The sequence below is a fragment of the Flavobacterium sp. UGB4466 genome (assembly GCF_903469665.1).
Lineage (GTDB): Bacteria > Bacteroidota > Bacteroidia > Flavobacteriales > Flavobacteriaceae > Flavobacterium > Flavobacterium lipolyticum.
In genome coordinates, this window is sequence record NZ_CAGKLC010000094.1 from 1 (window position 1) to 16,733 (window position 16,733).

Annotated in this window: 12 protein-coding genes; 8 read left to right on the forward strand and 4 right to left on the reverse strand. The window is 37.7% G+C overall.

Annotation, left to right across the window (positions count from 1 at the left end):
- Positions 1-257 precede the first annotated feature (257 nt).
- The 3 genes from JO950_RS17785 to JO950_RS17795 form a co-directional block, all read right to left on the reverse strand.
- Positions 258-641 (reverse strand): hypothetical protein, encoded by a 384-nt coding sequence (locus JO950_RS17785; RefSeq protein ID WP_202703844.1) that lies wholly within the window; start codon positions 639-641, stop codon positions 258-260.
- 146 nt (positions 642-787) lie between these two features.
- Complete coding sequence (locus tag JO950_RS17790; RefSeq protein WP_202703845.1) at positions 788-2,338, reverse strand: DHA2 family efflux MFS transporter permease subunit; 1,551 nt, start codon at positions 2,336-2,338, stop codon at positions 788-790.
- A gap of 65 nt (positions 2,339-2,403) precedes the next feature.
- On the reverse strand, positions 2,404-2,994 hold the full coding sequence (locus tag JO950_RS17795; protein ID WP_202703846.1) for a TetR/AcrR family transcriptional regulator: 591 nt from the start codon (positions 2,992-2,994) through the stop codon (positions 2,404-2,406).
- 278 nt (positions 2,995-3,272) lie between these two features.
- Here JO950_RS17795 and JO950_RS17800 point away from each other — a divergent pair, with 278 nt between their 5' ends.
- The 8 genes from JO950_RS17800 (at position 3,273) to JO950_RS17835 (ending at position 15,804) form a co-directional block, all read left to right on the forward strand.
- Positions 3,273-4,145 carry an AraC family transcriptional regulator gene (locus JO950_RS17800; protein WP_017497050.1) on the forward strand — a complete coding sequence of 291 codons (873 nt, stop codon included), beginning with the start codon at positions 3,273-3,275 and terminating at the stop codon, positions 4,143-4,145.
- Between the two features lie 362 nt (positions 4,146-4,507).
- A complete protein-coding gene (locus JO950_RS17805) occupies positions 4,508-4,912 on the forward strand; it encodes a cupin domain-containing protein (RefSeq protein WP_202703847.1) in 405 nt (134 codons plus the stop codon).
- Positions 4,913-5,044: 132 nt separating this feature from the next.
- Positions 5,045-6,094 (forward strand): NAD(P)-dependent alcohol dehydrogenase, encoded by a 1,050-nt coding sequence (locus JO950_RS17810; RefSeq protein ID WP_202703848.1) that lies wholly within the window; start codon positions 5,045-5,047, stop codon positions 6,092-6,094.
- Between the two features lie 1,219 nt (positions 6,095-7,313).
- The gene (locus JO950_RS17815; protein ID WP_230001121.1) at positions 7,314-7,637 is read left to right on the forward strand and encodes a DUF6660 family protein; all 324 of its coding nucleotides are present in this window, start codon (positions 7,314-7,316) and stop codon (positions 7,635-7,637) included.
- Positions 7,638-7,744: 107 nt separating this feature from the next.
- Positions 7,745-10,870, forward strand: a complete 3,126-nt coding sequence (locus JO950_RS17820; protein ID WP_202703849.1) for an efflux RND transporter permease subunit — start codon at positions 7,745-7,747, stop codon at positions 10,868-10,870.
- A gap of 123 nt (positions 10,871-10,993) precedes the next feature.
- Positions 10,994-12,256, forward strand: a complete 1,263-nt coding sequence (locus JO950_RS17825; RefSeq protein WP_202703850.1) for a TolC family protein — start codon at positions 10,994-10,996, stop codon at positions 12,254-12,256.
- Between the two features lies 1 nt (position 12,257).
- Positions 12,258-13,490, forward strand: a complete 1,233-nt coding sequence (locus JO950_RS17830; RefSeq protein WP_202703851.1) for an efflux RND transporter periplasmic adaptor subunit — start codon at positions 12,258-12,260, stop codon at positions 13,488-13,490.
- A 325-nt stretch (positions 13,491-13,815) separates the two neighbouring features.
- Positions 13,816-15,804 (forward strand): heavy metal translocating P-type ATPase, encoded by a 1,989-nt coding sequence (locus JO950_RS17835; protein ID WP_202703852.1) that lies wholly within the window; start codon positions 13,816-13,818, stop codon positions 15,802-15,804.
- 101 nt (positions 15,805-15,905) lie between these two features.
- Here JO950_RS17835 and JO950_RS17840 read toward each other — a convergent pair whose 3' ends face one another.
- The gene (locus JO950_RS17840; protein ID WP_202703853.1) at positions 15,906-16,304 is read right to left on the reverse strand and encodes a tautomerase family protein; all 399 of its coding nucleotides are present in this window, start codon (positions 16,302-16,304) and stop codon (positions 15,906-15,908) included.
- Positions 16,305-16,733 lie beyond the last annotated feature (429 nt).

The window sequence follows — 16,733 nt, forward strand, 5'->3', positions numbered from 1 at the left end:
ATTAAATAAACACCAATAATGACTGAAAGCCAGAGAAGAATCTTTCAATGCTAAAATAAAAGCTTTTAGAGCTCAATTAAGTGGAGTGAGAAAAATAGATTTTTTTCTTATACAGATTATCTTATCTTTTTGCCTGATCCTCAGATTTTGCAACTGATCCAATAGAACTCTAAATAATAAAACCTTTGTCAATTCTATGTTTTGACAAAGGTTTTATTATTTAGATGATCACCTGAAGCTGAAATGAACTTGTTTACTTAATTCAATCTGTCCGCATGATTTCGAACACCGCCAAAGTTATTTTTTAGAAATTCTCTAATTTGAAATTGTGTTTTATTCTGAGTAACTTTTTTCCATTCATTGAAATCGAAAGCATGAATTTCAGTCGCATTCGGATTGGTAACAAAAGCGAGTCTTGCAATAGAATATTTGTAATACTTTAATTCGTGAGAAATATGTCGATCCGGAACGACGATAAGTATGGTTTCCCATTCCAGGAAATTTTTAGGAACATCTGCTCTTTCATTTAATCCAAGGGCTTCAAAAAAGGCAATGATCTTTTGATCATTAAGCTTGTCGATTTTCTGATCAACTCGTTTAATGGTGCTAATAAGTTTATTTTCATCTTTAATAACACTCATAACTAATAGCTGTTTTTTGTTTTATAGGTTAATTTCAATATAAAATTACACCAAAACAAAGTGAATTGTTAAAAGAGAGGCAATAGAATGATTCTAAATTTTATAGAAAGAGTTTACAGGCTTGTTTATCAGAAAGAAAGCGTGCCTTAGTGATCGGAGAGCATAAGATCGGTTTTTCTTTTTTTGGATTTATTCATTACAAACAAAAGCAGGGGTAAGGTTATCAAAAAGAACAATCCAACAAGGAAAAAAGCATCTCTGTAACTTAATAAAGAAGATTGTCTTAAAACAATACTTTCCATAAGTCGGAGTGCTTTAAACTTAGCTTCGTTATAAGCAAAACCTTTGCTTTGAAAATACCTGATGTAGGCATTTATCCGGTCCATTGCGATGGTGTTGTCTGGGGTAACAGTCGAAATTAGCTCGTTTCGGTGTGCTGCAAATCGATGAGCTACATAAGTATTGATAATCGAAACGCCAAAAGAACCGCCCAATTGCCGCATCATATTATTCAAAGCGGCGCCCTGACCAACATCTTTGTCTTCTAAAGAGGAGACGGCCAGCATGGTAAGCGGAACAGTAAGCAGAGCCATTCCTAATGCACGAAAAATCAGAGAAGTTGCCACTTCAGCAGCGCTGGTGTTTAAAGTCATTCCGGACATTCTCCAATTAAAATAAATAAACAAAAGAAATCCGGCTGCGATAATCAGTACCGGTGAGACGCCTTTTTGTAGTAAGGTTCCGCACATTTTTAAAGCCAATAATGCAAACAGCGCTCCGGGTAACAAAAGCAATCCGGTTTGATAAGGTGAAAAGCTCAATAAACGCTGCGCGACAACCGGACTAATGTAGATGGAAATAAACATACCAAATCCGGTTACAAAAGTTAGGACTGCAGCAATACTTAAAGATTTACTTTTGAGGACCCGAAGATTTACTACAGGCTTTTCGATCGTAAGTTCCCAATAGATAAACAGGAGCAGGGTTGTAACGGCAATAAAGGTAAGCACAACAATATAGCGGGTTTCAAACCAGTCTTCGACTTCGCCTCTTTCGAGAACCGTTTGCAAAGTACCAACTCCTATGGCCAGTAAAGCAATGCCGGTCCAGTCGACCTTAGTGATTTCAGGTTTTACAGGAGGTTCCTGCAGTAGAAAGTAACATGAAATCATGACAAGAATTCCAATCGGAACATTGATGAGGAATATCCAGGGCCAATCGTAATTTTCGGTAATATAACCACCCAAAGTTGGGCCGATAGTGGGGCCAATGAAGATTCCGGCTCCAAATATAGCTCCGGCTGTAGATTGTTTGTCTTTTGGGAAAAGCTCGAAAACCACAACTTGTGAGATGGATAACAAGGCACCGCCTCCAATTCCCTGAAAGAACCTGAAAAAAACGAGCATCCAAATGTTAGACGAATGCCCACACATAAAAGAGCAGAACGTAAACAAAATAACAGAACCAATATAATAATTACGCCGCCCAAGATTGGCGCTTAGAAAGCTTGTAATAGGGATTATAATCACATTGGCAATGGCGTAAGCCGTAATCACCCACGAGGTATCTTCAAGTGTAGCGCCCAGATTTCCGCTCATGTGGGAAAGCGCAACATTTACAATCGATATGTCTATCAGTTCCATAATGGCGGCTAATATGACAGTCAGAATAAGTAGTTTTCGGTTTAATGGTGTCATAGATAAATATTTTATACCGATCGGTATATTTTTAATTAAAAAAAGGACAGTTGTTTTTATTGACTTTACTCTAAGTCATCAATTATCTTTTTCAGTGAAAGCATAATAGTGGATAAATTAGACAGGTCGCCCGTTATTTTAGAAATCATGACAGCACCCTCGATAATAGCGATGATGGTTAGAGCGGTTTTTTCCGGATTTATGGATTCCCCTTTAAATTCTCCCGCAGCGATGCCTTGCTCAATAAAATAAACCAGTTTTTCTTTCCAGGCAAGAATTATACTTTCCACTTTTTTTCTAAGTACCGGATGAGTATCATCTGCTTCAGTAGCGGTGTTGATAATAGGGCATCCACCCTGAGTGATTCTTAGCTCGTAATAATTAGAGTAGAGTCTTGGATAAACTAATAATTTGTCTTTAAACGTAGTTTGTTTGTCGATTTCTCGCGTAAAAGCATCCTGAAGTTTTTTTACATTGAATTTAAAAGCCGCCAAGGCTACTTCGTCTTTGTTTTCAAAGTTACCGTAAATACTTCCTTTTGTAAGGCCTGTCGCTTCGGTAATATCACTCATAGAAGTTCCACTGTACCCTTTCATATTGAAAATAGGAGCGGTTTTCTCTATAATAAATTGCTTGGTTCTTTCGGCTTTACTCATGGTAATTGAAAATTTAAAACACAAATATATACCGATTGGTATAAAATAACAAACTTTTTGAAAAAAAAAACAAAGACTGCGGGATGCATCGTAGGACAGTACCTCTCTGAAATGTAAAACTTAAAACCTGAAACTTAAAACTTGAAACCTGAAACCTGAAACCTGAAACCTGAAACCTGAAACTTCAAACCTGAAACCTGAAACCTGAAACTTCAAACCTGAAACAAACTAAAAAAACAACTTCAAAAACTTTTGTTTGATTTTCATAACTTTGCAAAATGAAAGAGCAATTAGAAGAACAGGGTTCAGAACTTGGAATTAGTGATTTAAAGCTGAAAGGCTTTAAGGTGTATGAAGTAAACGGTGACGTGAGTAAGATTCCAACGTATAACCGTAGGGATTTTTACAAAATTTGCATCAATACCAGTAAGAGTTTTATTCATTATGCCGACAGAGGGATCGAAACGGACGGAACTATACTATTTTTCGGAAATCCGCACATTCCGTATTCCTGGGAAATTATTTCACCCTCGTATGAAGGCTATGCCTGTGTTTTTACGGAGGACTTTCTAAAAGTAAAAGATCGTTCTGAAAGCCTTCATGAATCGCCTTTGTTTAAAATTGGCGGTACGCCAATATTTTCTTTATCAGCTGATCAAAAGGTGTTTATCGATTCCTTATTTCAGAAAATGATACAGGAGCAGGAAACAGATTATGTTTTTAAAGATGACCTGATTCGTAATTATATCAACTTGATTTTGCACGAATCTATGAAAATGCAGCCTTCGGAGAATTTCTTTAAACCCAGAAATGCCTCGTCGCGAATTACCTCCTTGTTTTTGGAATTGTTGGAAAGACAGTTTCCCATAGAAACCAAAAATGAGCCATTAGCGCTAAAAACACCTCAGGATTATGCGCAGAGTTTGGCTGTTCATGTGAATCATTTAAATCGTTCCGTTAAAGAAGTCACCGGAAAACCAACAACGGCGCATATTTCAGAAAGAATTGTTGGTGAAGCCAAAGCTTTGCTGCAGCATACGGATTGGAGTATTTCGGATATCGGATATTCGCTGGGATTTGAATATCCAAGTTATTTTAATAATTACTTTAAAAGGATTACAGGAACAATTCCAAAATCACTCAGAGTGTAAATTGTTTCATATTCTTAATTTTTTGTTTGATTATTGTTATCTCGCTGCCTCTTTACCACTGTAGATTTGCATTGAAATAAGTAGTATTAATCATTAATCAGTTTTCAATAAGCTAAATAATACTTCACAAAGCATATTCCCGCTTTCATGATTTAGTTTAAACTGGTGTAAAAAAAACGAATAATTATGAATACTTCAGAGAATCAATTTGTTACAGCTATTTTGTCTAAGGAAGATTTAGCTTCTGTGGATTGCTTTAGTCTTAAATGATTTAAGGCAGGCATTGTGGTATCCGGTACTTAAGGGCAGCAGCTTTTGTCGGATCATTTTAAAAAAGAAATCAATCTCAAAAAATCAATTTTATGTCAACACTTTATACTTCAGTTATTGAAGAGGGGAAAATCCCAAATACCTATATGACTGGTGATGTTTCGTATAAAAAGCAAACCAGTGCTATTCATCCTGATAATACGGTTATAAAAGAAGTTTCTTTTGAACCGGGTTCAAGATGTAATTGGCATGTTAATCCAACACTGCAATTGTTTATTGCTACAAACGGGATTGGCTATTTTCAGGAAAAAGGAAAAGCCATCCGATTGCTTCATAAAGACGAAGTAGTTACGATTCTGCCCGGAATAGAACACTGGTATGGAGCCACCCCGTTCAGTTCGTTTTCGCACATCGCTATTATTACAGAAATTGATAAAGGAACCGGAATTTGGCTCGATAGTGTAACCGATGAAGAGTATTACAGTTACGGGAAGTGATTTAATTAGATAATTAGATAATTAGATAATTAGAAAATTCTGAATGGGAAAGCCTGTGTTTTTTGTAATCTGAAACCTGAAACTTGAAACAAATAAAACTTGAAACAAATAAAACTAAAAAACAATAAAAACATGGAAGTAAAAAACATAAAAGCCTTTGGGACAGAGGCTGCGGATGCACCGTTGCAGACATTAGACATTCAGCGCAGAGCGGTATTGGCTCATGATGTAGAAATAGAGATTTTATATTGTGGAATTTGTCATTCGGATTTGCATTCCGCCAGAAACGAATGGCACGGGACGATTTACCCAATAGTTCCGGGGCATGAGATTGTGGGGAGGGTAACAAAAGTGGGAGGTCACGTAAAGAATTTCAAAGTGGGCGATTTGGCCGGAGTAGGCTGTATGGTTGATTCTTGTAGAGAATGTGAGCATTGCAAAGGCGATTTAGAGCAATTTTGTGATGCCGGCAGTACTTTAACTTTTAATTCTCCGGACACGCATTTAGGCGGACAAACCTTTGGAGGGTATTCGCAAAGTATTGTAGTCGATGAGAATTATGTGCTGCATATTTCTGATAAATTAGATCTTGCAGGTGTTGCACCATTGCTTTGTGCAGGTATCACAACCTATTCACCATTAAGACACTGGAATGTAGGTTCCGGGCAAAAAGTGGGGATTGTTGGTATTGGCGGTCTAGGGCATATGGGAATCAAATTGGCGAAAGCAATGGGGGCTCATGTGGTAGTTTTTACAACTTCATTGTCTAAAACCGAAGATGCAAAACGTCTAGGGGCGGATGAGGTAGTACTGTCGACGGATCCTGAGAAAATGGCTAAATACACTAAAAGTCTGAATTTTATTTTGGACTGTGTGTCGGCAGAACACAATATTGATGCCTATTTAAATCTGTTAAAAGTGGATGGAACGCTCACTTTGGTTGGTGCTCCAATGGAGCCTCTTCCGGTAACTTCGTTCAGTCTTTTATTGGGAAGAAGAAGTTTTGCGGGTTCTGCTATTGGCGGAATCAAAGAAACTCAGGAAATGCTTGATTTTTGTGCTGAACACAATATTACTGCCGATATTGAATTAATTGGCGTAAACGAAGTAAATGACGCCTATGAAAGGCTGTTAAAAGGAAATATTAAGTATCGTTTTGTAATTGATATGGCTTCTTTATAGCTTTTTTTAAGGTGCTGAGGTACTAAGGTTCTGAGGTGCTAAGTTTTGTTGAGACGGTATAACTTTTTTGAAGTGGCTAAGGTACTAAGGTTCTGAGGTGCTAAGTTTTGTTGAGACGGTATAACTTTTTTGAAGTGGCTAAGGTACTAAGGTGCTGAGGTGCTAAGTTTTGTTGAAACGATGTAACCTGGTGTAAAACAATAAACCCCTTAATGAATTTAATTCTTAAGGGGTTTGTTGTTTTTTGGAGAGAATGGGTGATGAGTTGAAGTGTTAATTATGCTTTAGTTTTTAGGATGGAATAGGATAAATTATCATGAATTTTCATGTTCACTGAAGAGGTATTTGTTTGAGATAAAATAGCGTTGAACAAATGGGGTTGTTGAGAATAAAAAGGACTGTTTTTTGATACTGACAGTTTGTCTTGTTGTGTTTTGTTTTTGTTTGTAATTGTTTTGTTTCCAGTGTTTTGGATTTATTGTGTTAAATTGTAACTTTATAGTAGTTTTGAGACCGAAACGATTTAGATGTGAAACAAAAAAGTTGAAAGAATTTTAATTTGAACTCTAATTTCTTCGGAGAAAAAGCATTCTTTTGAGGAAGAATAATGCTTAAGGTTTTAAAATTTAAATTTTGTCAAAGGGAACAATATGGCTTCAAAATAAATTCCGTTGAATGTGGTTTTAATTGCTTGTTGATGAGTTTTTTAAGTGATGCTAATTGCAGAAGCTTTGAGAGGAAGACTATTGCTTTAATAGTATTGCTTTTTTTTATTTAATAGTTGCAATAGTGGTTTTTAGATGTAAAGTGTAAGTTTTAATTAATGATTATAACTTGTTTAATAATAGTAATCTATGTTTTGTAATTGTGGTTTCAAAAAATAATATTCAATTCCTAACAACATCGTTTTTTAGTTTAAGCAAAGAATGTAAAAGAAAAATACACTTCTCTCACATGACTGCTGTTTGATAAGGAAATGGGAAACTTTTATCTTAATTAGTAGAATAGGGGGTTTTGGTTCGAAGGAATAAATTTTAGAATAAAATGTTAATTGTTGTTAAAGTTGACCAAATTTTTGAATCGGCGGGATTGTTTTTTTAAGAAAGTAATTTTGATATACAGGGGATTTTGTTAATTTTTTTGATTCGTCCGTCTTTTTTTAGAAGCATCAAATTCAATAATTCAGTTTTTCAATTGAAATAAATACTATTTTTGTGTCGTGAAATGGATAACAATCATATTATCGATTTATTTAATGGCGCTTTCCAATATGCCTTGTGCAGATATGGAAATCAATAGTGCTGCTCACAAAACAGCTCAGTTTTCTTCTGAAGCCAATCACACACACGATAAAGACAATGATTTATGCTCGCCTTTCTGTGCGTGCAATTGTTGTGGAGCGCAGGTTTTAAGTTATCAGACTTTTGTAAGCTTTGATTTTCCTGTCACACATTCCCTTATTTCAAGTCCGTTACCCAATTACATTTCTGTTTTTGCTTCTAATTTCTACGGAAGTATTTGGCAGCCCCCTCAAATAGCATAATGATGCCCACCCGATAAGTCGGAATGTGGGTTAGAGCGTTGCGGATTTTCCGCAGTATTTAAATAGGCAACACTTTGCCTCATTTCTCACATCATTATACCATTTAAATGTTAGATAAAATCATACAGTTTAGTATAAAGAATAAGTTCGTTATACTATTATTAACCCTTGTATTAATAGCCTGGGGAAGCTATTCGATCAAACAATTACCCTTAGATGCTTTGCCTGACGTAACCAACAATCAGGTGCAGATTATTACCACAGCACCTACTTTGGCCAGTCAGGAAGTCGAACAACTCATTACATATCCTTTAGAACAGGCTGTAAAGACTGTTCCGGATATTATAGAACTCCGCAGTATTTCACGTTTCGGATTATCAGTAGTTACGGTCGTTTTCGAGGACGATGTGAACATCTATTGGGCCAGAGAGCAAATATTTCAACGTCTTAAACAGGCCGAAGAGAATATCCCTGCTTATGCCGGTTCCCCCGAATTAGCCCCAATCAGTACCGGTTTAGGAGAAATCTATCAGTACGATGTCTATGCCAAGAAAGGTTATGAAGACAAATACGATGCTATTAAACTACGTACCATTCAGGATTGGATCATTATCCCGCAATTGCAGGGTATCAAAGGCGTAGCCGATGTTAGTACCTGGGGAGGGAAACTAAAGCAATATGAAATCGCCGTAAATCCAAATACACTGAACAGTTTGGGCGTTACGATTACAGAGATTTTTGATGCACTCGAAAAAAACAATCAAAATACAGGAGGTGCCTATATCGAAAAAGACCAGTTTGCGTACTTCATTCGGGGTGTTGGTATGGCGAAAGGAACCAAAGATTTAGGAAATGTAGTAGTGAAAAACCGAAATGGTTCGCCTGTTTTGGTTCGTGATGTAGCCGAAGTTCGCGAAGGTGTTGCCTTGCGTTACGGAGCTTCAACGAAAGACGGAAAAGGGGAAATTGTTTCCGGAATGGTTTTGATGTTAAAAGGAGAAAATTCCAGTGCGGTGGTCAATAGAATTCATGAAAGAATGATTCAGATCAATAAAAGTCTGCCCGAAGGAGTCGTTGCCGAGGCTTTTATCGATAGAGGGAAGTTGGTAGACAGCGCTATTGGAACCGTTTCAAAGAACTTATTAGAAGGAGCTTTGATCGTTATTTTTGTGCTGATCTTATTTCTGGGGAATCTTCGTGCCGGTTTAATTGTAGCTTCGGTTATTCCACTGGCCATGCTTTTTGCCGTTATTTTAATGAATGCTTTCGGCGTAAGCGGAAATCTGATGAGTCTTGGGGCAATCGACTTTGGAATCATCGTGGACGGCGCTGTAATTATTGTGGAAGCCACCATGCACCACTTGCAGCAGCTCAAACGCAAGAAAGCGTTAACGCAAAACGAAATGGATGCTGAAGTGTACAATTCAGCTTCGAAAATCAGAAACAGTGCTGCTTTTGGGGAAATTATTATTCTGATCGTGTATCTGCCAATTCTTGCTTTAGTTGGAACCGAAGGCAAGATGTTTAAACCTATGGCAATGACAGTAGGTTTTGCGGTTGCTGGAGCTTTTATTCTTTCTTTGACTTACGTACCGATGATGAGTGCGATGTTCTTGTCTAAAAGTACTGAACACAAAGAAAATTTCAGCGACAGAATGATGGCATGGCTGGAAGCTGTTTATACACCGTTTTTGAAAAAAGCACTACAGTTTAAAAAGGTAGTTTTAGGTGTATCACTGGGTTTATTTGCCCTTGGTTTAGTTGTTTTCAATTCAATGGGAGGAGAGTTTATACCAACTATCGAAGAAGGCGATTTGGCTATAAATGCAACCATCATGACCGGAAGTTCGTTAACCCAGATGGTGGAAACTACTACGAAATACGAACAGATCTTAAAAGCTAAATTTCCCGAGATCAAAACCATCGTAACCAAAATTGGAAGTGGGGAAATTCCAACCGATCCGATGCCTATCGAAAGTGGTGATTTGATCATTGTTTTGAAAGATAAAAAAGAATGGAAAGGCAAATATGACAACTGGGAAGATTTAGCCAATGCCATGAAAAAAGAAATGGAAGTCATTCCAGGAGCCAATATCGAGATCTCTCAGCCTATTCAGATGCGTTTTAACGAATTAATGACCGGAAGCCGAAGTGATATAGCCATTAAGATTTTTGGAGACGATCTGGAGATTCTGGACGCTAAAGCAACAGAGTTAATTTCGAAAATTAAAAGTATTGAAGGAATAGGCGATTTAAAAGCTGATAAAGTGACCGGCTTACCGCAAATTACGGTGAAATACGACTACAATAAGATCGCTTTATACGGATTGAATATTTCAGATATCAATCAAATTATACGTTCCTCTTTTGCGGGAGAAAGTGCCGGAAAAATCTATGACGAAAGCAAAAGGTTTGATGTAGTAGTGCGAATGAATGAAAACAATCGTGCCGATATTACAGACGTGAGTAATTTGTTCATTCCGTTGCCTAACGGACAGCAGGTACCGCTTTCGCAAGTGGCTACAGTCGAGTACGAACAAGGGCCGGTACAGGTAATCCGTGAAAACGGAAAACGCAGAATCACGGTTGGACTAAACGTTCGTGGCCGTGACATAAAAAGTGTGGTAGAGGAAATTCAGCAAAAGCTGGACAAAGACTACAAACTTCCGGCCGGGTATTATGTAACCTATGGAGGTCAATTTGAGAATTTAATCGAAGCAACCAAACGACTATCGGTAGCGCTTCCAATCGCTTTAGGATTGATATTGGTGTTGCTGTATTTTACTTTTAAGAGTTTCAAGCAGGCGGGATTGATTTTTACAGCCATTCCATTATCAGCAATTGGGGGAGTTTTTGCACTCTGGATGCGTGGAATGCCGTTTAGTATTTCGGCGGGTATTGGTTTCATTGCTTTGTTTGGAATTGCGGTTTTAAACGGAATTGTATTGATTTCGTATTTCAATCAACTCAAAAAAGAGGGAGTTCTTGATCCGTTGCAAAGAGTTTTAATCGGGACCAAAACTAGATTGCGTCCGGTTTTAATGACTGCTGCCGTAGCTTCGTTAGGATTCTTGCCAATGGCATTGTCTACAAGCGGGGGAGCAGAGGTACAAAAACCTTTAGCAACCGTTGTAATTGGAGGATTAGTTTCAGCAACTTTACTGACATTAATTGTTTTACCAATTCTGTATTTATTGTTAGAGAAGAAGTTTAAGGATAAAAAAGATAATTAGATTATTTGATAATGAAGTAATTAGGTGTAGGGTGATTACTGATTAGTGTAAAATGATTTCTCTTGCAGATTCAGCTTTAAAAGTAAAAACCAGCAAAATCTGCGAGAAACAAAAAATATAAAAATGAAAAACATACTAAAGCATATAAACACAAGCTCCTTTGCGCACCTTGCGAAAGATGGATTGCGCGCTTTGCGGTTAAACAAGCTGGTACTAGCATTCTTGTTTGCAACGACATTAACAACCGCACAGCAAAAAATCAGTCTCGAAAAAGCAATCGAACTGGCAAAATCAAACAACATCGATTTGAAGATTGCCGATAAGGAAATTGAAAAACAAACCGTTTTGAAAAAGACGGCATTTCAGGCAGATCCGCTTCAGGTGCAATACCAGGGCGGGCAATTCAATAGTGCCGATTACGACCATAATGTTTCCGTACAGCAGTTTTTTCCATTGGGAAATATCACAAAAGCCAATAGACAATTGCAGGAAGAACTGGCAAAACTGGCCGAAAAACGAAAAGCGTTGTCGACTTATGAAGTAGAAAAAGCCGTTACTCTTGCTTATTATCAATACCTGTACGGCGTTTCCATTCAAAAGCTAAACTCAGAACTGAATGAAATTTACACCAAATTCCTGAAGAATGCTGAGCTTCGTTTTAAAACCGGAGAAAGCGGAAATATTGAAGTCATAAGTGCAAAGGCAAAAGTAAAAGAGATTGAAACTCAAAAAGCACAATTAGAATTTGATTTGGCGATTTACCAAAAGCAGCTGCAGTTTTTTGTGCAAACGGATGAGAATGTCATTCCCGATGCTCAAACGGCCTTGCAATACTCGATGGTAAAAGAAGAAGGAACCTCGAAAGCAGAGACTTTAATGACCGATTTTTATCAGCAGCAAATTTCGGTGTATCAAAAAGAAGTCAATACACACAAAGCCATGCGAACACCAAAAGTTGGATTGGGCTATTTTGCACAAACCATCAACACGCAATCCTTGTTTCAGGGTTTTACAGCGGGATTGCAGATTCCGTTGTTTGGAGGGGTAAATACAGCAAAAGCTAAGGCTTCGGCAATCAGCATTTCGCAATCGCAACTGGCTTTGGATAAAAATAAGCTGACGCTGAATCTGCAAAAACAGGAATTGCAAAACAATTTCGAGAAGCAGCAAAAAGCAATGGATTATTTTCAAAAAGAAGGATTACAGTATGCCGATCAGATTATTAGTACGGCCCAGAAAAGTTATGCCAATGGCGATTTGAGTTATTGGTCGTACATCAGTTTCTTAAATCAGGCAATTGATATTAAGAAACAATACACTGAGGCCACACACAACTTTAATCAGAGCGCAATCGAATTGCAATTTCCAACCATCAAAAACAACTAAAATGAAACAGATTAATAATAATACAACAGTAAAAAGCACAAAGGTTTTATCGCAAAGAAAGTTCGTTTGTTTGGGATTAATGGCCGCTTCGATAATGGTTTTGGTATCCTGTGGTCAAAAGAAAACAGAAGAAGCTCCGGAGGAAGAAAAATCGCAAACAGAAGTTGCTTTAAACGAAGCGCAATATAAAACGGTTGGGATTGAAACAGGTTTGGTAGAAAACAGAAACCTTAATAAAGTCATTAAAGCGAATGGTTATACTACCGTTCCACCACAAAATTCCGCCGAAGTTTCGACTTTAATAGGAGGAACAGTCAAAGATATTTTTGTTTTGGAAGGAACGTACGTTAACAAAGGAAAAGTATTGGCGACCATTCAAAACCTGGAAGTAATCGAAATGCAGGAAGAATACCATTCGGCTGTAGCCAATATTGAGTATCTGCAATTGGAATACAACCGTCAGAAAACGCTGAGCGATGAAAATGTAAATCCAAGGAAAACATTTCAGGAAGTAAAATCAAAATTGGCAGCAGAAAAAGCCCGTGCACAGGCTGCGAAGAACAAATTGGAAGCGTTGCATGTCAGTACCAAAGGAAGCACTTCGTTAGTCCCGGTTGTGGCGCCAATCAATGGTTATGTAGGGAAGATAAGTATTGCAAAAGGAGCTTATGCTCAAACCGGAGTTGTTTTATTTGAAGTGGTCGATAACAGTCAGATGCACCTGGATCTGAACGTGTATGAAAAAGATCTGGGGTCGATTTCAATTGGCCAGGTGATAGATTTTGTTTTAACCAATCAGTCCAACAAATCCATTAAAGGGAAGATTTTCGGAATAAATAAGTCTTTTTCAAACGAAAGTAAAACCGTTGCAGTACATGCTAAAATCGAATCTGCTGATGCCAAAGGACTGATTCCGGGGATGTACGTTTCGGCTAACATCAATATTACCAATGCTACTGTTCCTGCGTTACCAAAAGATGCCGTAGTTCGAAATGCCGATAAATATTTTGTTTATGTGGAAGAAGAAGCACATGAGGAAAAGAAAACGCCTGAAAAAGGAAATCATGAAAAAGAAGTTCATTTTAGAGCAGTGGAAGTCATTCCGGGCACTACAGATTTGGGCTTTACAGAAATAAAATTTGTAGAAAATGTTGATCCAAATGCAAAAATCGTAACGAAAGGAGCTTTCTATTTGCTTTCGGCTATGAAAGGTGGGGGAGAACATGATCATTAAATTTTGATCGGGACAAAGGTTTAGAGGTTTTTGTAGAGACGTATAACAGTGCATTCCTGAATAACCTCTTGACTTTGGTCCAATGTCATAAAGTTAAGTGATTTAAGATTTTTGATTAATGATTTTTGATTTCAGATGTATGAAATCTAGAGATAGATAATAGTACTAATGACTAGGTCAGAAATCTGCAATCGTTAATCTTCAATCTAAAATCTCTTTTCTATGCCTTTGTCTAAAAACTATTAATACAAAATCCGTAAATTTAGAACATTATTGAAACAAAGTTTAAACTCGAAACTTTGAAACCTAAAACTTTAAATTTCTCATGGAACATCTACATAAAGAAGAAAAGATTAAAAAGAATAAAATAAATCAACCCGGTTCCTGCTGCTCACATGACGAGCCTGTACATTCAGACGATGACGGGCACGATCACGGTCATAGTGCGAATAGCGGATGGTTTAGAATGTTTTTACCGGCCATTATTTCCTTTGTTTTATTGCTGATTGGAATTGGATTCGATCAGTATTTCGAACAAAATTGGTTTTCTGGCCCTGTTAGAATCGCCTGGTATGTTATTGCTTATTTGCCGGTAGGATTCCCCGTTTTAAAGGAAGCTTACGAAAGCATCAGAAAAGGCGACGTATTTTCGGAGTTTTTCCTGATGAGTATCGCCACCATCGGAGCATTTGCCATTGGAGAATTTCCGGAAGGTGTTGCTGTGATGTTGTTTTATACCATTGGTGAGAACTTTCAGGGATTGGCAGTCAGTCGTGCCAAATCAAACATTAAAAGCTTACTGGACCAGCGTCCTGATGAGGTAAGTGTTTTGGAAAATAATGTTGCGACTAAAGTTAAAGCTACCGATGTTGCCATTGGAGCGATTGTGCAGCTGAAAGCAGGGGAAAAACTGGGACTGGACGGAGAATTACTTTCCGATTCGGCTTCCTTTAATACTGCAGCACTTACAGGAGAAAGCAAACCGGACACCAAAGTAAAAGGAGAAGCTGTTTTGGCCGGAATGATTAACGGAAGTACCATTGCATTGGTAAAAGTAACCGCAGCGTATAACGACAGTAAATTGTCTAAGATTCTGGAAATGGTTCAGAATGCCGTTACTAAAAAAGCTCCTGCAGAATTATTCATTCGAAAATTTGCTAAAATTTATACGCCCATTGTAGTTTATCTGGCAATTGCCATTTGCTTACTGCCCATGCTTTTTGTATCCGACTATGTGTTTAGTGACTGGTTGTACCGAGCATTGGTTTTTCTGGTAATTTCGTGTCCTTGTGCTTTGGTGATCAGCATTCCGCTAGGTTATTTTGGTGGTATCGGAGCAGCGAGTAAGAACGGTATCCTGTTTAAAGGAAGTAATTTCTTAGACAGTATATCAACCATTCAGAATGTTGTGATGGACAAAACAGGCACAATGACCGAAGGTGTTTTTAAGGTTCAGGAAGTAATTATTCAGGAGGGTTTTGACAAAGACGAAATTTTAAAACTGGTCAATGTACTTGAAAGTCAGAGTACACACCCCGTTGCGACTGCCATTCACAATTATGTAGGGCAAATTGATTCCTCGATAACACTGAAAAACGTCGAGGAGATTTCCGGACACGGATTAAAAGCTGAAATAGACGGAAAAGAACTGCACGTAGGGAATTTTAAACTGATGGATAAATTCAGTATTGCATACGATGTTGATCCCAATGCGGTGGTTTATACGACCATTGCCATTGCTTACAACAATAAGTTTGCAGGTTATTTAACGATTGCCGATGAAATTAAAGCAGATGCGCAAGAGGCGGTAACCAAATTGAAAGCTCTCGGAGTTAAAGTAACCATGCTGAGCGGTGACAAAACCAATGTAGTGCAGTTTGTTGCCAAAACGTTAGGCATTACAAACGCTTTTGGAGATTTACTTCCCGAAGATAAGGTGAATCAACTAAACGAAATTAAAGCCAAAAACGAAACGGTAGCTTTTGTGGGTGATGGTGTAAACGATGCTCCGGTAATTGCTTTAAGTACGGTTGGAATCGCGATGGGCGGGTTGGGCAGTGATGCCACGATCGAAACTGCCGATGTGGTCATTCAGGACGATAAACCAAGCAAGATTCCGATGGCGATAAACATTGGGAAACAAACCAAAAAAATCGTCTGGCAAAATATTACTTTGGCTTTCGTTGTAAAAGCTGCCGTACTTATCTTGGGTGCCGGCGGACTAGCAACCATGTGGGAAGCTGTTTTTGCTGATGTTGGAGTAGCTTTACTGGCCATATTGAATGCCGTGAGGATTCAGAAGATGAAATTTTAATAGAAAGAAACCGTTTCAGAGTTTAAACTGAAACGGTTTTATTTTTAATACTTTATTCTCATATGGAATAACCAGAGCGGTATAAAGACTATTAAAGAAATTTATTTTTTTAAATGTGTTGGTTCCTGAATTTCTCCATTACCAAAGGACCAGTTTTCCAAACCGTTATTTTCTAATAAAACAATAATCACGTTATTAATGAGAATCGCTGTTGTTGCGGCAATTCTTGTAGCAATTTGGTGGTATAATTTCTTTTTTTGTTCTACTGTTCGACCTTGTCCTGCGGTGATCTGAACATATACAATTTCTTCAGAATGCGAAATACCAAGATAACTTTCGGGATATTTTATCTGATGCTGTTCTAATTCTTCAATTACATGAAAATAATCAGCACTTGGAATATGAAATTCTGCTATTAAAGATTGATGAATCGCTTCTGAAATATTGTTTTTGGTTTCTAATGAAAGCTTCTTAGGTAAACTGATTCGGACAAATGGCATTTTTTAGATTTTGAGTTTTGTATAAAAATAAAAAAAATAGAGGAGGAGGAGCAGACAAATGTTTAGGAAAACTTCAATTCAACTCACGCTGTGCGAAGTCTCCCGACTTCGTACCCACTTAAATATATTTAAGAATATATTGGTATTCTTTCCTATCGATGTCACTACGAAGTCAGGAAACTTTGCAGAGCGGGGTTCCCGAATCATCAGGTGCAGGAGGATCTGGATCTCCACCGCCCAGATCAACCGGAATACTTTGGTCTTCGCTATATCTGTACTGAAATCCTCCCAGATAATCTGTATGAGTTGTACCGCTGGCCTCTTTTACAATTTTCTTCAGTTTTTGCCCCGCTGCGTTGTAAATATACTCAATTGATCTAGGGCTTGCAAAGGTAATTTTTGTGTACCGCTATTTCAGGACTAGACAGT